The 20,011-nt window shown below is 65.9% G+C and carries 15 protein-coding genes; 8 read left to right on the top strand and 7 right to left on the bottom strand.

Annotation, left to right across the window (positions count from 1 at the left end; genetic code table 11):
• The first annotated feature begins 220 nt into the window (after positions 1-220).
• Positions 221-1,267, top strand: a complete 1,047-nt coding sequence (locus tag ACIBK2_RS38370; protein WP_396974880.1) for an Acg family FMN-binding oxidoreductase — start codon at positions 221-223, stop codon at positions 1,265-1,267.
• Between the two features lie 158 nt (positions 1,268-1,425).
• Here ACIBK2_RS38370 and ACIBK2_RS38365 read toward each other — a convergent pair whose 3' ends face one another.
• Positions 1,426-2,028, bottom strand: a complete 603-nt coding sequence (locus ACIBK2_RS38365; protein WP_396974878.1) for a TetR family transcriptional regulator — start codon at positions 2,026-2,028, stop codon at positions 1,426-1,428.
• A 257-nt stretch (positions 2,029-2,285) separates the two neighbouring features.
• On the opposite strand from ACIBK2_RS38365, the gene ACIBK2_RS38360 reads away from it, so the two are divergent.
• Positions 2,286-3,215, top strand: coding sequence for an aldo/keto reductase (locus ACIBK2_RS38360; RefSeq protein ID WP_396974876.1), 930 nt, complete (start codon positions 2,286-2,288; stop codon positions 3,213-3,215).
• A gap of 328 nt (positions 3,216-3,543) precedes the next feature.
• On the opposite strand, the gene ACIBK2_RS38355 is transcribed toward ACIBK2_RS38360, so the two are convergent.
• The gene (locus ACIBK2_RS38355) at positions 3,544-4,506 is read right to left on the bottom strand and encodes an Acg family FMN-binding oxidoreductase (protein ID WP_396974874.1); all 963 of its coding nucleotides are present in this window, start codon (positions 4,504-4,506) and stop codon (positions 3,544-3,546) included.
• Between the two features lie 202 nt (positions 4,507-4,708).
• Between ACIBK2_RS38355 and ACIBK2_RS38350 the strand changes: the two genes are divergently transcribed.
• The 4 genes from ACIBK2_RS38350 to ACIBK2_RS38335 all read left to right on the top strand — a co-directional run bounded on the left by ACIBK2_RS38350 (position 4,709) and on the right by ACIBK2_RS38335 (position 10,037).
• Positions 4,709-6,241, top strand: a complete 1,533-nt coding sequence (locus tag ACIBK2_RS38350) for an AAA family ATPase (protein WP_396974872.1) — start codon at positions 4,709-4,711, stop codon at positions 6,239-6,241.
• A gap of 27 nt (positions 6,242-6,268) precedes the next feature.
• A complete protein-coding gene (locus ACIBK2_RS38345) occupies positions 6,269-6,916 on the top strand; it encodes a response regulator (RefSeq protein ID WP_396974870.1) in 648 nt (215 codons plus the stop codon).
• Between the two features lie 69 nt (positions 6,917-6,985).
• Positions 6,986-8,761: a GAF domain-containing sensor histidine kinase gene (locus tag ACIBK2_RS38340; protein WP_396974868.1), complete on the top strand. Its 1,776-nt coding sequence runs from the start codon at positions 6,986-6,988 to the stop codon at positions 8,759-8,761.
• A 196-nt stretch (positions 8,762-8,957) separates the two neighbouring features.
• Positions 8,958-10,037, top strand: coding sequence for a YbhN family protein (locus ACIBK2_RS38335; RefSeq protein ID WP_396974866.1), 1,080 nt, complete (start codon positions 8,958-8,960; stop codon positions 10,035-10,037).
• Here the strand turns inward: ACIBK2_RS38335 and ACIBK2_RS38330 are convergent.
• The 5 genes from ACIBK2_RS38330 to ACIBK2_RS38310 all read right to left on the bottom strand — a co-directional run bounded on the left by ACIBK2_RS38330 (position 10,006) and on the right by ACIBK2_RS38310 (position 18,693).
• Positions 10,006-10,446 carry a hypothetical protein gene (locus ACIBK2_RS38330; protein WP_396974864.1) on the bottom strand — a complete coding sequence of 147 codons (441 nt, stop codon included), beginning with the start codon at positions 10,444-10,446 and terminating at the stop codon, positions 10,006-10,008. The two genes, ACIBK2_RS38335 and ACIBK2_RS38330, sit on opposite strands and share 32 nt — an antisense overlap.
• Before the next feature lie 252 nt (positions 10,447-10,698).
• The gene (locus ACIBK2_RS38325) at positions 10,699-13,974 is read right to left on the bottom strand and encodes a beta-phosphoglucomutase family hydrolase (protein ID WP_396974960.1); all 3,276 of its coding nucleotides are present in this window, start codon (positions 13,972-13,974) and stop codon (positions 10,699-10,701) included.
• Between the two features lie 117 nt (positions 13,975-14,091).
• Positions 14,092-14,961, bottom strand: a complete 870-nt coding sequence (locus ACIBK2_RS38320) for a slipin family protein (RefSeq protein WP_396974862.1) — start codon at positions 14,959-14,961, stop codon at positions 14,092-14,094.
• Positions 14,962-15,088: 127 nt separating this feature from the next.
• Positions 15,089-15,850 (bottom strand): SDR family NAD(P)-dependent oxidoreductase, encoded by a 762-nt coding sequence (locus ACIBK2_RS38315; protein WP_396974860.1) that lies wholly within the window; start codon positions 15,848-15,850, stop codon positions 15,089-15,091.
• A 35-nt stretch (positions 15,851-15,885) separates the two neighbouring features.
• On the bottom strand, positions 15,886-18,693 hold the full coding sequence (locus tag ACIBK2_RS38310; protein ID WP_396974858.1) for a cation-translocating P-type ATPase: 2,808 nt from the start codon (positions 18,691-18,693) through the stop codon (positions 15,886-15,888).
• Between the two features lie 299 nt (positions 18,694-18,992).
• Between ACIBK2_RS38310 and ACIBK2_RS38305 the strand changes: the two genes are divergently transcribed.
• Complete coding sequence (locus tag ACIBK2_RS38305) at positions 18,993-19,190, top strand: three-helix bundle dimerization domain-containing protein (protein WP_396974857.1); 198 nt, start codon at positions 18,993-18,995, stop codon at positions 19,188-19,190.
• A 273-nt stretch (positions 19,191-19,463) separates the two neighbouring features.
• Positions 19,464-19,907: an Hsp20/alpha crystallin family protein gene (locus ACIBK2_RS38300; RefSeq protein ID WP_396974855.1), complete on the top strand. Its 444-nt coding sequence runs from the start codon at positions 19,464-19,466 to the stop codon at positions 19,905-19,907.
• The last annotated feature ends 104 nt before the right edge of the window (positions 19,908-20,011 follow it).

The following is a 20,011-nucleotide window of genomic DNA, read 5'->3' as shown; positions in this document are numbered from 1 at the left end:
GCTCACTTCACGCTAGTCCGGCATTTCAGCGGTCCCCATGTCACCACCGGGCGCACCTACCGGGCAGGGCCGAAGGTCCCTGGAGGCAGGGACCGACTACCCGACAAAGACCCTCTCGCGGTGAACGCGGACCAAAATGCCCGAATCGGTGACGATAGGCCCCGAATTCGGTGCGGAAAGGCCATCACGACAACGGATGCTGTTGGTCGACACTCGATATATGGATGCGGAGAGCGATTCAGGCACACCCGACCTTCCGACTGTGCGGGCGGCGCTGACGATCGCCTGTCGCGCGCCATCGGTGCACAACACCCAACCTTGGCGATGGGTCTTCGACGGCACCTTGCTGTTCCTGTACCGCGACACCGCTCGCCGGCTCCCCGCCGCTGATCCGCAGAGCCGCCAACTGATAATCAGCTGCGGTGCGGCACTGGACCACGCACGCCAGGCGTTCGTTTCGATGGGTTGGTTCGCTTATGCCACCCGGATGCCCGATCCCGAGCGGCCGGAACTGCTTGCCGTGTTCGAGTTCCGGCCGTGGTGCGGAGCGCTGAACAGGACAGCCGCCCGGGTGCGCGCTATGCCGCTGCGGCACACCGATCGACTGCCGATGGCAGCGCCCGACGACTGGTCCGGCGTTCTCGACACGGTGCGCGAGCTGGCACGACCGCACCATGTGACGGTCGACGAGATCACCGAGGACGACCGCCCCCGGTTGGCCGACGCCACCCGTCAGGTGATCGCGCTACGTCGGCACGACAGCGCCTATCAGGATGAATTGCATTGGTGGAGTGGGCATTCGGAGTCGTACGCGGGCGTCCCGGTAGCCGCCCTCGTCTCGGATAACGAGGCCGCCCGGGTCGATGTCGGCCGTGACTTTCCGCCCGCACCGTATTCGACACGGCGACCCGACCTCGATGACCACTCACGATTGGTCGTGCTCAGCACCATCGGCGACTCCCCCGGGCAATGGCTACATACCGGCGAAGCACTATCCGGACTACTACTCGAGTGCACCGCACGCGGCTTGACCACCGGCATCCTCACCCACATCACCGAACTCACAACTACCAGAGCAGAACTCGCCGAACTGATCACCCAACCAGGCGTCCCACAGGTCGTGATCCGCATCGGCACCGCCCCGGAAGAACCCGGCATCGACCCAACACCGCGGCGACTCCTGTCCGAGGTATTCGAGGTCCGCCCGGCCCACGTACGCAACCCCGCATCGATCGACCTGACGCTGTCGACTCCGGTGCGATCCTGACCCCGGCAGCTCTGGGCATCTACACGCCACAACGCACGCAATTCGGCCGTAGCGCTCGTTGGGAAGTGCCGCCAACCAACCTGTTTGGCCGGATCACCAACGCGCGGGTCGCCGCATCAAAGGCTGACACTGCCGCGGTGCCCGGCTGATCGCAACGCCTACGGCCTGGCCGCGGGGTAAGGCCTTGCGGGGACCAGGATCTGGTGGATGGCCGGAGCCAGGTACCACAGGATCTCCGCGTCGGAGGCTTGGGCGAGTTGGGGCAGCCCGACCATGTCGCGGAGCAGGCTCAAACCGAACAGTTGCACGAAGAGCAGGTTTGCCCGCAGGCCTGCGTCCGGGCCGTCGATGTGCTGCCCGAACGGGGCCGCGAGCAGCTGGTCGAGCAGCTGGCGGATCGTCTCGCCGGACGCGCCGGGCCCGACCGACCGCAGCAGGATGCTCACCCGCTCCCGATGTTCCTCGTAGGTCGTCAACTGGGCCATTTCCAACTGTCGTTGGACGAGTTCGCGCGCCCGCGCCCCCGTGCGCACGTCGCTGGTCATCGTGCGGTGGCCCGGCATGTTCTCGTCGACGACCGTCGCGTAGAGGCACGCCTTGCCGCCGAAGTAGCGGCTGATCAGGGCCGGGTTGCAAGCAGCCGCCGCCGCGATCGCGCGCACGGTCGTTCGCTGATAGCCCTGTTCGGCGAACAGGATCGCCGCCGCCTGCAGGATCGCCGCCCTGGTCTTCGCGGCATCCCGCTTCCTGCTCTCTGTCATGTAAACAACGTACTCGCATCTTTTGCCTCTCTACCAGCGTAAATATGGGCCGATGTATTCGCTCGTTTACTTTCCGCCGAACCTGCTCCTAGCGTCGTGCTCATGACCTCCCCCTCTTCGCCGCCCGAACTCAAGGGCAAGCGGGCCGTCGTCACCGGGACCCGCTTGATGGTCGACGGAGGCGAGAGCCCGCACCTGTGAGGCGCGGGTTCACCGACTCCACCGTTCACGACTCCATAAAGCAAAGGGGAAATACCATGAAAATTGGAAGCACCGATCTCGACGTCTTCGGGCTCAACCTCGGCGGCAACGTCTTCGGCTTCACCGCCGACGAGCAACAGTCGTTCACGGTCCTCGACGCCTACACGGCGGCGGGTGGGAACTTCGTCGACACCGCCGACGCCTACTCCGCATTCGTTCCCGGCAACGTCGGCGGCGAGTCCGAGACGATCATCGGCAGCTGGCTGAGGAAACGCGGGCGTCGCGACGACGTCGTGATCGCGACCAAGGTGGGCAGCCTCGGAACCCGCCCCGGCCTGTCGGCGAAGAACATCGCCGCCGCGGCCGAGGACTCCCTCCACCGGCTCCAGACCGACTACATCGACCTGTACTACGCCCACGGCGACGACGCCGAGACTCCGCTCGAAGAGACGCTGCAGGCCTTCGACGCGCTGGTCCGTGCGGGCAAGGTCCGCTACATCGCGGCGTCGAACTACACCGCGCCCCGCCTCGCCGAAGCGCTGGCTGTCTCGGACCGCGAAGGCTTCGCACGGTACGTCGCGCTGCAGCCGCACTACAACCTCGTCGAGCGTGGCTACGAGGAGGAACTCGCCCCGCTGGTCGCCCGCGAAGGCCTCTCGACGCTGCCGTATTTCGGTCTCGCCGGTGGCTTCCTGACCGGCAAGTACCGCTCCAAGGACGACAGCGCCAAGAGTCCGCGGGCCGCAGGCGCACTGGCCTACCTGGACGCCCGCGGCGAGCGGGTTCTGGCCGCGCTCGACGAGGTCGCGGCGGCGCACGGCGCGTCGGTCACGTCGGTCGCGCTCGCCTGGCTGGGCGCGCAGCCGCACATTGCCGCCCCCATCGCCAGCGCCCGGACCGTCGAGCAGCTGCCCGATCTCCTGGCGGCTGTCTCCCTGGAGCTCACCCCCGCGGAGCTAGCGGCACTCTCCGCAGCCTCAGCCTGACCGCCCGGCTCTTCGCCGACACGGATCCTCAGTGTCGGCGACTTACCCGCGGAGTGGCATGCCAAGCCGCGTAATGCATGGTGAGCCTGCACGTCCGACTGCCGGAGCGACGATCTACGAAAGAGGGGGGATTGACTTCAAGTTTTGGCCCACCGGCCACAGGGGCCGATGTCGTGCACCGCTCCCGGGTTTCTCGGGATGCGGGACTGATAGGTGACTACTCAGTGACCACCTCCTAGGTATCCGGCGTTGCCTGCGGTGTTCGATGTGTCACGTGTCCGGTCGGATAGATCACTGAACCGACTGATCGCGCCGCGTGGGCCTGCGCTCAGCAGGCCGCTGGTTCGAATGGATCCAAGACATCGGCGAGTGCGCGACGCGGCGCGACCGCCAGCGCGGCAGCATCTGTGGGAACCAAGCCGATCCTGATGACGGCCTGCGGATAGGCCAGATCGTCCAGCACTCCGACGCGGATGCGCTGGCGCAGTTCAGGAATTTCGAGTGACTCGGTCAGGGCGCAGGTCGCCAAGCCGACGTTGGTCGCGGTCAGCAGTACCGCGCTGAGCGCCTCACCCGCGCACAGCTGCGCCAACCGGTCGTCGGTCGAGGTGCCGAGTACCAGTAGTTCAGCGAAGTCGGGCGCAGCCTGCCGCGGCACGGCGACTATCCCCGGTACTCCCCCGGGATGTGAGTACAGCGGGATGTTGCGGGCAGGAACGCCGTCCGGTGTCACCGGCCTGCCGCTCCAGTCGGCCAGTTCCAGTCGATAGCCGGCACCTGTGTCCTGGGCCGCGCGCAGCACCTCGACCAGACGCTCGCGTGTGGTGTCCACAGCCTGCCGGACACTGGCCCCGAGTGTCGTCGCGCGTTCGTTCACCAACCCGAGGTAGCCGGGCGGGATCGGCGCCGAGCTGAAGTGTCGCCGATCGGTCTGCCTACGAAGGATCGCGCCGCTCAGCGCGTGCTCGAGCATGGTCGGTCGATGTGGCACCAGTTCGATCGATGCGAGGTGGTTCAGATCGGCCGGAGTCGGTAACCGATGTACGACGGCCGACCACCCCGCTGCGGCGAGCGCGATTCGCAGATGGTGTAGTGCTGCGCCACAGCTCAATACGGCGTCGCGCTGGTCGGTGCCGGACAGCTGATTCGCCCGCGTCTGGTCGAGATACAGGTGTATGTGATGGTCGCTGATCCGGAATCGCCACGGCTGTGTGTTGTGGACCGACGGTGCCCGCATCGCGAGCGTCAACGCCGCCCGCAGGGTGTGCTCGTCGGGCCATCCGTGGTTCATCACCGTCCACCGTCCATTTCATCGTCGGTCTCTACGCTGCCATTCAGGTGACTCCCGGATACAGAGCAGGACGGCCCCATGTCGAGGGACTTCCGGAAACGATCCGAAGTCCCTCGATTTCAATGACCTTCGGCCGTCACGCAGAAACCCACCGTGGGTGATCCTGAGTACAGGAATCGGATTCTCCGAAAGGCTGTGCCCCATGCCCGAATACGGATCGCCCGCCGAGCTGCGGGAAACGCACTCCGGGCTCGTGATGCTGTGCGGAGAACGGGCTTACAAGGTGAAAAAGCCCCTCCGCACCGACTTTCTCGACTTCAGTACACCGCTGCTCCGTGAACTCGCATGCGCTAGGGAGGTCGAGCTGAACAGTCGTCTGGCGCCGGATGTGTACCTCGGCGTCGCACACCTCACCGACCCGGTCGGTGGACCGGATGAGCCGGTGGTGCTCATGCGCCGGATGCCCGAGGATCGCCGGCTGTCGAACACTCTCGCCGATCCTGAGCTGTCCCGATCGAGGCTATCGGCGCTGGTACAGGTCATCGCACTGTTCCATCACTCGGCCCGCCGTGGTCCCGAGATCAACGCCGAAGGCACCCCCGACGCGCTGCGCGGCCGATGGCGAATGCTGTTGCGCAGTCTTGCCGATCAGCCCGAGGTGGCCGATCCGTACCTGGTCGATCGGATCGACTGGCTCGCGATGCGCTTCATCGACGGCCGCGAATCGTTGCTGATGAACAGGATTGCCGATGACCGCATCGTCGACGGTCACGGCGATCTACAGGCCGAGGACATCTTCGATCTGACCGACGGCTTCCGGGTGCTGGATTGCCTGGACTTCGACGACCGGCTGCGCTACATCGACTCCCTCGACGACATCGCCTTTCTGGCAATGGATCTGGAGTTCCTCGGATACTCGGGACTAGGTGATCAGTTACTCTCGGACTATCTGCTGATCACCGCCGATCCCGCGCCGCGTTCGCTGCGCGATCACTACATCGCCTATCGTGCACTGGTTCGCGCCAAGGTCGATGCAATCCGCTTCGGGCAGGGCGACAGTTCCGCCCGCGATCGCATACGACGGCATCTGACGATCGCCGCGCGGCATCTGGACGAGGCAGCCGTACGCCTGGTGCTGGTCGGCGGACTGCCTGGCACCGGGAAATCCACTGTCGCCAAAGAGCTTTCGGCGTTGACCGGAGCTGTAGTGTGCTCCAGCGATCAGGTGCGCACACAGCTACGCGCGACGGGGCGGGTGCATGGGAGCAGCGGAACCTTCGGTGCGGGAGCATATTCCGCAGCGAACAAGATCCAGGTTTATACCGAGCTGCTGACTCGCGCACGTTTGCTGCTCTCGCTCGGTGTCTCGGTGATCCTCGATGCCAGCTGGATCGATGCGGACGAACGACAGCGCGCCCAACTGCTTGCTGCCGACACGCATGCCGATGTGGTTCAACTGCAGTGCGGCTGTCCGGACACGGTGGCCGACCACCGGATCGGCCAACGCGACACCGGCGACTCCGAGGCGACTCCGCAGATTGCCGCAGCCATGTCGGAGTCCGCAGCGCCATGGTCGGGCGCGACGTCGCTCGATACCGGGTTGCCACTCCGGGACACCGTGAACAGCGCATTCGGTGCTTGGCAATCGGCTACCAACCCGGACACGTCAAGGGACTTTGGTCCTCAATCGAGAGTCGAACTCCGTGCCACGGCCGAGAAAATCTTCGTAGGCTGAATCAACTGCCCAGGGAGGTGCATCCGAATGGTCACCGTGTTCTTGGTGGACGACCATCACATCGTGCGACGCGGGGTCGCCGACCTGATCGACGCCGAAACCGACCTCGAAGTGATCGGCGAGGCCGGCAACGTGTCCCAGGCGATGGCGCGGATCCCCGCGCTGCGACCCGACGTCGTCGTCCTCGACGTGCGACTACCCGACGGCAACGGCATCGAACTGTGCCGCGACCTGCTCAACCAGCACCCCGAGCTGCGCTGCCTGATCCTGACCTCGTTCACCGACGAACAAGCGATGCTCGACGCGATCCTGGCCGGGGCCAGCGGCTACGTGGTCAAAGACATCGGAACCCTCGAACTGGTCGACGCCATTCGAGAGGTCGGCGCCGGACGATCACTGCTCGACAACCGTGCCGCGGCCGCGCTCATGGCAAAACTGCGCGACGAGGCCAGCGCCAAGACCGGTCCGCTGGCCAGCCTGACCGATCAAGAACGCACGTTGCTCGATCTGCTCGGCGAGGGATTGACCAACCGGCAGATCGCCGCCCGGATGTTCCTGGCCGAGAAGACCGTGAAGAACTACGTTTCCCGACTGCTGGCCAAGCTCGGCGTCGAGCGCCGCACCCAGGCCGCCGTCATCGCCTCGAAGCTCAATGCACCGCAGCAGAGGCAATGAGTCGCTAGCGACTAGCGGGAGCGCAGGCATGTTGTCGGCCGACCGCTGTGGTCATCTCCACGTGGGAGGATGACCGATATGGATGGCGGACGGTCCGGCCCGGCTGGACCTGGTCAAAGCCCGGTGGTCGAAACGTTGTCGCAGATGCGACTGCGTGAGCTGCTCGCCGAGGTGCAGGAGCGGATTGCCCAGATCGTCGGCGTGCGCGATCAGATGGACCGGCTTATCGAGGCCATGCTGGTCGTGACCGCGGGGCTCGACCTCGACAACACCCTGCGCACCATCGTGCACACCGCGATCGAACTGGTCGATGCCGGATACGGCGCGCTCGGTGTCCGCGAGACCGACAAGGAAAGTCTGCAGCTCGCCGAATTCGTCTACGAAGGCATCGACGACCGAACCCGCGTGATGATCGGCGACCTGCCGCGCGGTCACGGCGTGCTCGGCGTGCTCATCGAGGAACCGAAACCCATTCGGCTGACCAATCTTTCGACCCATCCCGCCTCGGTTGGCTTCCCCGAGCATCACCCGCCGATGAATACGTTCCTCGGGGTCCCTGTCAAGGTACGCGATGAGGTGTTCGGCAACCTGTACCTCACCGAGAAAGCAGGCGGCCAAGAATTCACCGACGACGACGAAGCCATCGTGCTGGCCCTCGCGGCAGCCGCGGGTACGGCCATTGCCAACGCACGCCTCTACGAGCAGTCCCGCGTCCGTCAGCAGTGGCTCGAAGCGACCCAGGACGTGGCCACCGAACTGCTGGGCGGCAGCGAACCGAACGAGGTGCTCGAGCTGATCGCCGACCGGGCGCTGACACTCACCCACTCCGCGGCCGCCTTCCTCGCACTACCCGAAGATCCCGATATCCCGCATGACGAGGTCACCGAACTCGTTGTCGTCGCCGCCGCCGGCACCGGATCGGAACACCTTCCTGGACAACGTATCCCGATTGCCGACTCGCATTCCGGCACGGCGTACATGTCAGGTCGGGTGGTGGCCAGCGACCAGCTGATGTTCCGCCCGCAATTCGACGGACCCGCCGAATTCGGACCCGCGCTAATTCTTCCGCTGCGCGCCGAAAACGCCGTCATCGGCGTGCTGGTCACCCTGCGCCCCACCGAGGCACAGCCCCTCGACGCAGCTGGACAGGCCATGATCACTGCCTTCTCCAGCCAGGCCGCGCTCGCTCTGCAACTGGCCGCCACCCAGCGGCGCATGCGCGAACTCGACGTGCTCTCCGATCGCGACCGGATCGCCCGCGACCTGCACGATCACGTCATTCAACGACTGTTCGCGGTCGGGCTCTCACTGCAGAGCACAGCGCAACGAACCCGCACCCCCGAGATCAAGACCCGGCTCACCGAAACCATCCAGGACATCCAGGCCATCGTCCAGGAAATCCGGCACTCGATCTTCGACCTGCACAGCAGCACCGCAGCCGATGCCCCGACCCTGCGCAAACAGCTGCATGCGGTGATCGCCGAGATGACCGCCGACACCGGCCTGCGCACCACGATCCGGCTGGCCGGCCCGGTCTCGGTACTCGCGCCGCCGCTGTCCGAGGATGTCGAGGCAGTGCTGCGCGAAGCCGTAAGCAACGTCATCCGGCACGCCGCGGCGACCACGGTCTCGATCAATCTCTCGGTCCGCGACGACGTCATCATCGAGATCAGCGACGACGGCACCGGCATCCCCGAAAACCTCCCCCACACCAGCGGACTCGCGAACCTGGCCGCGCGCGCCGAGCAGTCCGGCGGCAGTTTCGACATCGGACGCGGTGCCGACCGTGGCACAGTGTTGCGCTGGTCTGCACCACTGCCCGACCAACCGCCGCGCGAAAACTGACGGCTTCCGGACCTTCGGCCCGCTCAGCCGATAGCAGGCACCTGGATCCGAGGTAGCTGGACCGGTCGAGCACCAGGTCCGGGACCATCGCCCCGCCGGATCGAACCTTTCGGCCCTGTGGCGTACCGGTAGCGGTACCGCAGGCTGAGCAGTACCACCTCCCGCAGCGTATCGAGTGTGGCACCGAGAGGACCTTATGCCGCATCACGACGATCCGTTCGCGCCTGCCCGCCGGACAGCCACGCTCGAGCCACTGGCGCTGGACCAACCCGGCCCTGGCCGAACGACTTCCGCCGGTGCGCGCACCGTCGAGAACGAACCGCTCAGCACTGCCGCCACTCGCGCGGTATCGGTGCGATTCCATTGGCACACATTCGGCTGGATCGCCGCAACCGTCGTCGCGACCTACGTACTGCTGCCACAGATCGGCCAGCTCGGGCAGACCATCCACACCCTGGGCGATGCGCAATGGCAGTGGCTCGTGGGCGCCCTGGCAATGTCGGCCATGACCTACGCCACGGCGGCGCTCGCGGTAATGGGCGCAAGTCCCCGGCCACTCCCCTTCGGGCGCACGATGAACGCGCAGCTGGCAACGTCGTTCGCCAACCTGCTGATGCCGTACGGGGTCGGCGGCACCGCTGTCAACGAGCGGTATCTGGAACGCTGCGGGCTCACCAGGACCACTGCCGTTGCGACCGTTGCCCTTACTGTGACGGCCGGTGTCATGCTGCACCTCATCGAGCTGGCCTGCGCCGGAGTCTGGCTGGGCCGGACCCGGCTGCTGCTGACCGCCGCGCTGCCTTCCGGCTGGATATTGCTGATCGCCTTCGTCTCCGTGATGGCCGCGCTCGGCGTCGCAGTCGTGCTCATGCTGCGGCGCCCCGCCTGGCTCACCGAGATACGCACCACCTGCGATACGATGGCCGGCATCCTGCGCCGGCCATCACGCGCCGCCGTGCTGATCGGCGGTCAGGTCGGCACAAATACCGCTTACATTGCGGCCCTCGGGTTTTCAGTACACGCATTCGGCGGGCACGCCCCGGTCGCTTTGGTCGCCGCGGTCTTTCTGGGCGGGGCCGCTCTCGGCGCGGCCAGCCCAACTCCATCGGGGCTCGGCGTCGTCGAGGCCGCCCTGGTAACCGGGCTGATGGTCGGCGGTGTGGCGAGTGCACCAGCGGTCGCGGGCGTCCTCGCCTATCGGCTGGCGACATTCTGGATCCCGGCGGCAGCCGGGTCCATCTCCTTCAAATCCCTGCAGCACCAACGATCCCTGTGACGGATGGAACTGACCGACGTGGGACAGGCTGGTTTTCGGCTGCCGAGTCGAGCAGAGCGCAGACCTCGAGGTCGGTCACTTCGGCGAAGTCCAGATACCACGGGCGGATCGAACCGAACGGCCGCGGCGTGTGCGGGCAGACGATGTCGTCGGCGACCGCGGCCAGCGCACGCATCGGTTGATACGAGCCGACCGGTACAGCGAACACCACCCGGGCCGCGCCCCGCGCGCGGGCAACCGCGCAAGCCGCGTGAGCAGAAGCGCCCGTGGCAAGACCATCATCGACGATCACCGCGGTGGCGCCAGCCAACGCTCGGCACGGCTGATCATGACGGTAGCGAGCGACGCTGCGGCGCAACAGTTCTCCTTGCTCGCGGGTCACCGCAAGCCGTTCAGACTCGGAAACCACCTGGTAAGCGACCGGAACCCCGCCACGCGGCACGCAAGGGCGACCACCCCGGATCCAGACAACGCCGGCAAGCGTTCGGTGAGTTGGCGGCCGGCGTCACAACGATCGGCATACACCATGCACTGCTCCTGAGTCTGTCGTCCACACGGAGGCGAGCCGCGCTTCGGGACCCAGAGAAAGCCAGCCGAACACTACGCCGCAAAACCCATGGAACACAGAGCTATCCGCACAGCGCTCGACGGACCCCCATCCCTACCGGTGAGTAGCCGCTGTCTCGTCCACGGCGGAGACCCCTTGGCGCGCTGAGGGTGCGGGCGTCGAGGTCGAGGTACCACAGTTCAGCGGCACTTCCCACGACTGCCCGGCGGACAGTGTCTTCTCGATGTCCTCGACGCTGACACGGATGGGAGCGACCGTGCTGGGATGCAGGCGCAGAACGGCTTTGGTGCTGGTCAGGGTGACGGTGAGCGGTTGTCCTCGGTAGCTGAGGGTGAATTCGGCCCGCGGCAATTCCTCGGGCAGGACCGGATGTAGCCGGAGGATATCGTCGCGGGTTTCGACGCCGCCGTAGCAGCGGATGACCATGTCCGCGGTGCCTGCCATGGCGCCCAGATGGACTCCTTCGCGAGTGGTGCCGCCTTGGGTGTCGGCCAGGTCGGCGTCGAGGGCCTCGGTGAACAGTGACCATGACAGGGCGCGGTTGGTGCGCGCCAGGACCCAGGCGTGCGCCAAACGGCTCAGGGTGGAGCCGTGGCTGGTGCGGGCGAGGTAGTACTCGACGGTGCGGGGAATGAGTTCCGGCGGCAGCGGATAGTCGAGACGGTCGAAGAGTTCACGTAGTTCGTCGGCGGAGAACAGGTAGAACAGCATGAGTACGTCGGCTTGTTTGGAGAGCTTGTAGCGGTTGGTGGTGTCGCCCTCGGCTTGCAGGATCAGGTCGAGGCGGCCGATCTCGCCGTATTCGGATCGGTAAGCGTCCCAGTCGAATTCGGCCAGTTGCTCGTATCCTTCGAATTGGCTGATGACGCCTTCGTGGAAGGGCACGCGCAGGCGTCTGCTGATCCGATCCCACTGCGCGGGTTCGTCCGGCCCGATCCGCAGCCGGTCTCGCAGCGGATCGCAGTCGAGGCCGGTGAGCAGTGCGACCGCGGCGCGGGCACGGGCCAGGACCCACGCGGTCAATACGTTCGTGTACGCGTTGTTGCGCAGACCGCTGCCCGGCGTATCCGGGTAGCCGTCGTGGTACTCGTCCGGGCCCATCACCCCGGTGATGTCGTATCGGTCGTCGACCGGGTCGTACACAGCCAGGCTCGCGAACAGCCGCGCCACCTCCACCAGCATCTCGGCGCCGCAGTCCATGAGGAACCGCAGGTCTGCGGTGGCCTGGTAGTACTGCCACACGCTGTAGGCGACCGCGAGCCCGACGTGGCGCTGGCGGCGTGAATTGTCCGGCATCCATTGGCCATTGCGAACGTTGAACAGCTGGCCCGGGGTCTCTTCGCGCCCGTCGCTGCCGCTCTGCCAGGGAAACAGGGCTCCAGCGAGCCCTTCGGCGGTTGCCGCTGCGCGTGCCTGCGGCAGCCTGCGATAGCGGTAGCGCAGAAACGCTCGGGTCAGGTCGGGTCTGCGCAGTGTCAGTACGGGGTAGACGAACAGCTCGTCCCAGAAGATATGGCCTCGATAGGCTTCGCCGTGCAGCCCCCGAGCGGGCAGACCGACATCATCGTCCGGACCGACCGCGATAGTCGCTTGCAGGACGTGAAAGATGTGCAGGTTCAACGCGAGTCGGTGACGGCGACCGGCGCCGAGCGCAATGCCGAACCTGTCCCACAGGTGCGCCCATGCTTCGATGTGTGCGGCGAGCAAAGCCTCGAACCCGGGCGCCCTGCCGATCCGATGCTCGGCCGCCAGCGCAGCCGTCGAAAGGCCGCGATCCCGCGAGGTCGTCACGGCGGCGACCTTCTCGATAGTCACGGGCACCCCGGGATGGAGGTCGATCGTGAATTCTGTTCCGGGGCAATCCTTGTCGGTGATCGCCTGACGATCGGACACGGTAGCTCCGGTGTGCGTACGCGCGGCACAGGCAATGGCGATGCCCGATTGATTGGTGATTGCGTCGTACAGCACGGTGTCCGGATCCAGCTGCCGGAATCCGACCGGCGCCAGATGATCGTGCGCGAGATCGCGGTCGGCGGCCACGTTGCGGTTCGCCACACGTCCGTTGATCGCCGATCTGACCACGACGGATCCGGCCCAGTCCTCCGCTTCGAGGGTCAGCTGCACTGCGGCGAGGTGTGGATGCGACAGCGACTGGAATTGCCGGAAGATGACGCGCGTCGTCCGGCCCGCGCCGTCGCGGTACCGGTTGACCCGGGTGAGCACGCCGGTCCGTAGATCCAAATCCTGATGATGACTGAGCATTTCGGGCGAATCGGGGCACAGCAGTTGGCCGACGGCTGGGCGGACGGTCAGGAACGCCCAATCCGGTGCGTTCACCAGATGCTCGGTTTCGACGGTGCCGCCGTTGATTTCGGTGGTGCGGCGGTTGTAGATCCCGGCCAGATACGTCCCCGGATAGTGGACCGAGTCCGCCGCGCTGCCCGGCACCGCGCCGCGAGTGGCCCAATACCCATTCCCCAACGTGCACAACGCTTCCCGCGCCCCCTCCAGCGCCGGGTCGAACCGGTCGTAGATCAGATTCCAGCCGCCGTCACCCGCGGTGGTCGCACCACCACACCACCGGGTGTCTCGCTCGCCGATCTCGGTGGTGGGTGGCAGTTGCAGGTCGGCGAGGTCGGTGACCACGACATCGGCGCCGGCGCCGATCAGTTGCGGACCGGTCCCGGCGTGATCCACGCCGACGACCAACCCGAATCCGCCCATCACCGCGGCACGGACACCAGCTACCGCGTCCTCCATGACCACGGCGTCGATGGGTTGGACGTGCAGTCGCCGCGCGGCTTCGAGGAACATAGCCGGGTCGGGTTTGCCCGGGAGGTTCATGCGCAGCGCGTCGGTGCCGTCGACGCGGACGGTGAACAGGTCGGCGATGCCCGCCGCGTCGAGTACTTCGGCGCAGTTGCGGCTCGCGGTCACCAGCGCTGTCGGGACATCGGCCGAGCGCAGCTGTTCCAGCAGGTTCTTCGCGTCGGGGAACACACGTACTCCGACTTGTGCCAGTGCAGTTGCGAACAGTTGTTGTTTGCGGGCGGCCAGGCCCGTGACGGTCACTTGTCGAGGGTTGTCGGTCGGGGTGCCTTCGGGCAGCTCGATGCCGCGGGATTCCAGGAAGGCCCGTACCCCGTCTTCACGGCTTCGGCCGTCGACCCACCGGTGGTAGTCGTCATCGGCGTCGAAGGGTGGCTGTGTCGGACCGGCAAGTTCGGGCAGCACCTGATCGAATAGTGACTTCCACGCGGCCGCATGGACTTCGGCGGTGTCGGTGACTACGCCGTCCATGTCGAAGATGACCGCACCGTAGTCATTGGCGGTGCGACCGGGCGTCGTCGCGAGATTATCGAGCCGCATCCGGGGCAGATCCTCGCCGCTTGCCAGGACCGAATTACCGTGTCCGCGCGGGGACCCGCCGATGCTGCTGATCGGCGGGTCGTCGCTTGCCATGTCGATTACGGCCTCGTTGTTTCCTCAGTTCGATATCGGCGTCGTTGCCGCCGGGGTGGCGGTGCCATTGGGCTTCGGTGTGGGAAGGATCGGTAGCGCCGGTTGCACGGCGCCGAGTGCGGCTGCTGCTGCGGTTTCGCGGGCGAAGTAGGAGCCGACGTCGCCGATCGCGCTCATCAGCTGAGCGGGGAAGACGACGGTGGTGTTCTTGTCGACGCCGAGTTCGATCAGCGTCTGCAAGTTGCGCAACTGCAATGCCAACGGGTGCGCCATCATCGTGTCCGAAGCGTCGCCAAGTGCGGCGGCAGCCATTGATTCACCTTCTGCAGCAATGATTTTCGCTCGCTTCTCGCGCTCGGCCTCGGCTTGCCGAGCCATGGCGCGCTTCATGCTGTCGGGCAGTTGGATGTCCTTCAGCTCGACCAGAGTTACTTCGACACCCCATTCCAGGGTGGTCGTGTCGAGGATCTCCCGGATGCCGGCGTTGATGACGTCGGTCTCGGAGAGCGCCTCGTCGAGGGTGTGCTGCCCGACGACCTTGCGGAGCGTGGTCTGCGCGATCTGATCTATTGCCGCGTAGACGTTTTCGATCGCGACGACCGACTTCTCGGCGTCCACGATGCGGAAATAGGCGACGGCAGAGATGTCGACGCTGACATTGTCGCGGGTGATGATGCCCTGCGATTGGATCGGCATGGTGATGATTCGCATCGTCACCTTCCGCAGTTGATCGATCACCGGGACGATGAGATTGAGTCCGGGTTCACGGACCGCGATGACGCGCCCGAGCCGGAACAACACTCCCTTCTCGTATTGGGTGACCACTCGAATGGACAGTGCCAGCACGATCAGCGCCACCACGACCACCGCGAGGACAATGACGACTACGTTCACAACTTCTCCTGCCTGAGGCACGAATACGTTTCGGCCATCCATAGAATGCGCTCGAGTGCGACTCGGTCCCAGGGGCGAACGGCACCGGGCGATAGGTAGTTCGGCCTCTGGATGCCGCCCGCGACGGCTACTGCCAGGTTTGGTGTGTCGCGGCTGGTGGCTCTAGTGTCGCACCGGCGGTGGCGCCGCCGTCGAGGACGAATTCCGATCCGGTCGAGAAGGCGGCCTCGGTGACGATGAAACCGACCATCGTGGCGACCTCCTCCGGCTCGCCGAAACGCGGGAGTGGCTGCCCCGCAGCCATATTCGTCAGTCCGGCCGTCATTGGCGTATGGATCGGGCCCGGGTGTACCGAGCAGACCCGGATGCCCGCGTCGCCGAGTTCGATCGCGGCGGCCTTGGTCAGTCCGCGCAGACCCCATTTACTGGCCACATAACCGGCCATCCCGGAGTAGCCCATCAGGCCTGCGGTGGAGGAGATGTTGACGATGACACCGTCCCCGGCGGCCCGCAGCCGCGGCGCCGCAAGGTGCATCCCGAGCCAGGCTCCGACCAGGTTGACGTCGACGACATGCCGGAACATCGCAGGCGACTCGGCTTCGATGCCACCGAAGTCGAGGATGCCCGCGTTGTTGATCAGGACGGCCAGCGGCCCGAAGTTCGCCTCGGCGTCGGCGATCACGCGCCGCCATCCGTGTTCGTCGGTGACGTCGAGTTCGCGGAATATCGCTGTCGGACCGAGCGATTCGGCGGTCTCGGCACCTTCTTGCTCGAGGATATCGGCCACTACGACGCCGACGCCGGACTTGACGAGCGTGCGCGCGATGGCTGCGCCGATGCCGCGGGCACCGCCGGTGACGATGGCGCTTCGGCCTTGGAGTTCGAGCATGATATCTGCCTCTCGGTGTGCGGGGTTCGATGTCTTCAGATTTTCGCGAACGAGACTGCGGGCGCGATGGTTTCGGGGATTCCGACCCTTCGGCGTAGCAGCCAGCGCCGGATCTCGTCGGCGCCCCAGATGATGAACGGGAACGGTGCGGTGAAGGCGAGCATGGCCGGGGTGAGCGCTGCCGTGCCGAGCAGGTGTTGAACCGGCGGGACGTAGATGACCACGGCGGCGAGCGCGAGTTCGAATGCGATGCCTCCCAACAGCAATGGGTTGGACAGCACGCCGATCGAGCGCAGCGAGGCCCGTTCGGTGCGGGCGGCGAACGCGGTGCCGATCTGGCCGGCCACCAAGCCGAAGAATGTCATCGTTGTGGCCTGCAGGTAGGCGTGGTGCAGGGGTGTGCCGGGGCCGGTGGGATCGCCCAGATGCCATCCCGCGCCGAGCAGGACATAGAAGAAGCCCGCCATTCCCAGTGCCGCGGCGATCGCGCCGAGGAACAGCCACGCGCGCAACACCATCGGTATCTGGATGATCGATTCGTTGCGTCGCCGCGGTGGACGACCCATGAGACCTGGCTCGGCCGGTTCACGACCGAGGGCGAGTGCGGGCAGGGTTTCGGTGCCGATATCGATAACCAGTAGCTGTAAGACGGTCAACGGCAAGGGGATCGAGCCACCCGAGAGCGCGAACACGACGAACGGAGTCACCTCCGGAGTCGCGTGGGCGAAAATGTAGAAGATGAACTTGCGGATGTTGTCATAGACCCGCCGCCCGGCCTCGATCGCCGCGGCGATGGTGGCGAAGTTGTCGTCGGTGAGGATCATGGTGGCGGCCTCGCGGGCCACATCCGTGCCGGAGCGGCCCATCGCGATGCCGATATCGGCGCGCCGCAGGGCGGGGGCGTCGTTGACGCCGTCACCGGTCATCGCCACGACATGCCCGGCCTCGCGAAGTGCGTCCGCGACAAGGAGTTTCGCTTCGGGCGAGGAGCGCGCGAAGATCAGCTCGGGCGTCGTGGACAGCAGCGTGTCCAGCTCGGCTTCGCTCATCCGCTCGAGTTCCTCGCCGGTCACCACGACCGGTTCGGCATGGGTGATCCCGACCTGGGCGGCGATCGTCGCGGCGGTCAGACCGTTGTCGCCGGTGATGACGATGATGCGGATGCCCGCGGCGTGGCACACCCTTACCGCGTCGGCGACCTCGGCGCGGGGCGGGTCGGTCATCGCGACGAAGCCGAGTAGCAGCAGGTCCCGTTCGGCTTGGTCGCGGGCATCCGGCGCGGTCCCGGTCGACAGTCGGCGTTCGGCGACAGCAAGTACCCGAAGTCCTTGCCGCGCTTGCGCATCCACCAAATCGACCAGCGTCGCGCGTCGGTCCGGGGTCAGCAGTTGAGGGTGGCCGTCAGCGTCGAGTTCGGTAGTGCACAGAGGCAGCACTGTCTCGGGTGCGCCCTTCGTATGCACCCAGACCCCATCACTGGAGCTGTCGATCGTCGACATCCGTTTGCGCGCCGGGTCGAAATGAAACTGCTTCTGCCGCAGCCGTTGCCGCTCGTCAGAGTTCACCTCCGCACCCAAGGCGGCACCCGCGACAAGCATGGCGGTCTCGGTCGGATCACCCAGTGCCCGTCCGGTGTGATCGAAACGGGCGTTATTGCAGGCGATCATCGCGGTCGCCAGCCGAGTGAGCGTAAGGTCGGCCGGGCGCGGTGCGCGGGATTCGAGGTCGTGCGTGCCGGTTGCGGTGTGCAGCAAGGTGACCCGCATCCGGTTCTCGGTGAGCGTGCCGGTCTTGTCGGTGCAGATCACATCGGTCGACCCGAGGGTCTCCACCGCACTGAGCCGTTTCACGACCGCGCCGCGACGGGCCAGGTCGCGCACGCCGACCGCCAACGCCAAGGTGATCGTCGGCAGCAGACCTTCCGGGACATTGCCCACCAAGAGGCCGACCGCAAAGACCACCGCGTTGAGCAGCGACAGCCCGGCACCCAGCGTCGCCAGCGGCACGAACGCCGCGCCGAGCAGCAGCGAGACCACGGCGATCAACCAAGCCACCTGGCGCACTTGATGTTCGAGCGGGCTCTCGTCGTGTCCGACCCGTTCCGACAGCGCCGCGATCCGGCCGAGCTCGGTATGCATGCCGGTGGCGAATACGACCGCGCGTGCGTCGCCACCCGTACATGCTGTCCCGCTGAAGGCGATATCGGAGGCCTGAGCCGGCGGCACCCCAGCCTCCGCCGGATCGGCCGAGCGGAACACCGGCAGCGATTCCCCGGTCAGTTCGGACAGATCGACCTCGATACCACCATCGAGCAGCCGCGCATCGGCCGAAATCCGATCGCCTTCCTGGATCACCAGTACATCGCCCGGCACCACGTCGACGGCGTCGATCGCGGCTATCTCACCGTCGCGCACTACCGTCGCACGGGCAGGCAGATACGCCGCGAGCAACTCCACCGCCCGCTCCGCATGCCGCTCCTGAATGAAGGCGAATGCCGCGTTGATCAGGATCACGACGATCACGGCGACGGCCACCGGCTCGATGCCAACCAGCCAGGCCAAACCCGCCGCCGCCCACAACAGCAGCGCCAGCGGATGGGTGAACTGCACCATCAACTCGCGCGGCCAGGTCCGGCCGCCCCGCCGATGCAGCGCGTTGGGCCCGACGTGGATCAACCGCCGCTGCGCCTCACGACTGGTCAAGCCGGATCGAGAACTGTGCAGATCGCGCAACAGCAGCTCGACCCGCTCGGTGGGGTCGAGATCGATCCCCGGCTCGCCATCAACCAGCGCGGTGTCCGCGGAGGCGACGCTGTCGAGCGGCAGCGAGACTGAGGAATGCATACGGGTCAGCCTGCGCGTGTGCGAGCGCTGCGATAAGAGGACTCGTGCTCACGGCGGCAGGACTTACGTCCTCACCACACTGCCCTTCATGTCCGGTACATTCCACCGAAACCGGCAGTGAGCACGGAGCCGTGTGGTGGCGTCAAGCCTCGACTTCCTGGATCAGATCCGGGCAGGCGATCGAACGGACTCGGAATATTAAGTGCCCCAGTCGAATTCGGCGACATTATCGACGGGGCAGTCCGCTCACGGCAACCGCGCCGATTGACCTTTCCGTCGCATCGCGGCGACCATGAAGTATGGCAAATGATGAGACCCACCAGATCAACGAAGTGGTCCAACGCCTCGCCAGACGATACCCGCAGGTCGCTCCGGACAGAGTCGAGCAGATCGTCCACGACGCACAGCAACGCTTCCTCGGGCGGCCGATACGCGATTTCATCCCGCTGTTCGTCGAACGAATCGCCAACGGGAAACTCGCCACACCGGCGCGTTGATCCCAGCAGACACACAGCTTCGAAAGAACCGGGCAGAACCTGCGTCGAATTCGGGCCGTCGGTTGGGTTCGCAGCAGTCGCTGCGTGGTCGACGACTGGCGCGCAACGCATCTGGGTCCAATGCAACTCTGCGCGAGAAGTCTTCAGGTGCAGCTATTTTCGGCGCACGACCTGTTAGCACTCTCAACTTGAGAGTGCTAACGTAGGAGTTGCACAACCACCGGCGTCCGCCGACTTGGCGATGCGCCGCCACTCGAGATCGAGGTGATTGTTGTGCTGAGGTTCGATCCGTTCCATGACATCGACACAGTCGCACGTCAACTGCTCGGCGAGGCCGCGGGTACCGCGCGGGCCCCACGATTTATGCCGATGGATCTGTTCAAAACCGGTGACCACTACATGCTCAACGCCGATCTGCCTGGCGTCGACCCCGGCTCGGTCGATGTGAGCGTCGAAAACGGCACGCTTACCCTGCGCGCAGAACGCAGCCTGCCGAGCGCGGAGGGCGTGCAGTGGATCGCGTCCGAACGATTCGCCGGCCGATTCATGCGCCAACTCACCCTCGGCGAAGGTGTCGAAGCCGACAAGATCAGCGCCACCTATCAAGACGGCGTGCTGTCGATAATGATCCCGGTCGCCGCCAAGGCCACACCGCGCCGCATCGAGATCTCCGGGATATCAGCTAAGAAGAGCATCGAGACAAGCTCGTCCAGCTGATCGCACAGTTCCACGCTCGAGCGCTGCGGCCGCCCCTTTCGGAGCGGCCGCAGCGCTGTGCGGACCAGTGTGCAATCGGCTGCCTGATGCCGAATGTCCCGCAG

This window comes from Nocardia sp. NPDC050175 (assembly GCF_044459885.1).
Classification (GTDB): domain Bacteria; phylum Actinomycetota; class Actinomycetes; order Mycobacteriales; family Mycobacteriaceae; genus Nocardia.
The sequence above is the reverse complement of the archived record's forward strand: the minus strand, read 5'-3'. Positions and strand labels throughout refer to the sequence as shown.

Excerpts from the sequence above, each read along its gene's own strand:
- ACIBK2_RS38370 (WP_396974880.1), top strand. The coding sequence starts at position 221 with ATGGATGCGGAGAGCGATTCAGGCACACCCGACCTTCCGACTGTGCGG.
- ACIBK2_RS38365 (WP_396974878.1), bottom strand. The coding sequence starts at position 2,028 with ATGACAGAGAGCAGGAAGCGGGATGCCGCGAAGACCAGGGCGGCGATC.
- ACIBK2_RS38360 (WP_396974876.1), top strand. The coding sequence starts at position 2,286 with ATGAAAATTGGAAGCACCGATCTCGACGTCTTCGGGCTCAACCTCGGC.
- ACIBK2_RS38355 (WP_396974874.1), bottom strand. The coding sequence starts at position 4,506 with ATGAACCACGGATGGCCCGACGAGCACACCCTGCGGGCGGCGTTGACG.
- ACIBK2_RS38350 (WP_396974872.1), top strand. The coding sequence starts at position 4,709 with ATGCCCGAATACGGATCGCCCGCCGAGCTGCGGGAAACGCACTCCGGG.
- ACIBK2_RS38345 (WP_396974870.1), top strand. The coding sequence starts at position 6,269 with ATGGTCACCGTGTTCTTGGTGGACGACCATCACATCGTGCGACGCGGG.
- ACIBK2_RS38340 (WP_396974868.1), top strand. The coding sequence starts at position 6,986 with ATGACCGATATGGATGGCGGACGGTCCGGCCCGGCTGGACCTGGTCAA.
- ACIBK2_RS38335 (WP_396974866.1), top strand. The coding sequence starts at position 8,958 with ATGCCGCATCACGACGATCCGTTCGCGCCTGCCCGCCGGACAGCCACG.
- ACIBK2_RS38325 (WP_396974960.1), bottom strand. The coding sequence starts at position 13,974 with ATGCGGCTCGATAATCTCGCGACGACGCCCGGTCGCACCGCCAATGAC.
- ACIBK2_RS38315 (WP_396974860.1), bottom strand. The coding sequence starts at position 15,850 with ATGCTCGAACTCCAAGGCCGAAGCGCCATCGTCACCGGCGGTGCCCGC.
- ACIBK2_RS38310 (WP_396974858.1), bottom strand. The coding sequence starts at position 18,693 with ATGCATTCCTCAGTCTCGCTGCCGCTCGACAGCGTCGCCTCCGCGGAC.
- ACIBK2_RS38305 (WP_396974857.1), top strand. The coding sequence starts at position 18,993 with ATGGCAAATGATGAGACCCACCAGATCAACGAAGTGGTCCAACGCCTC.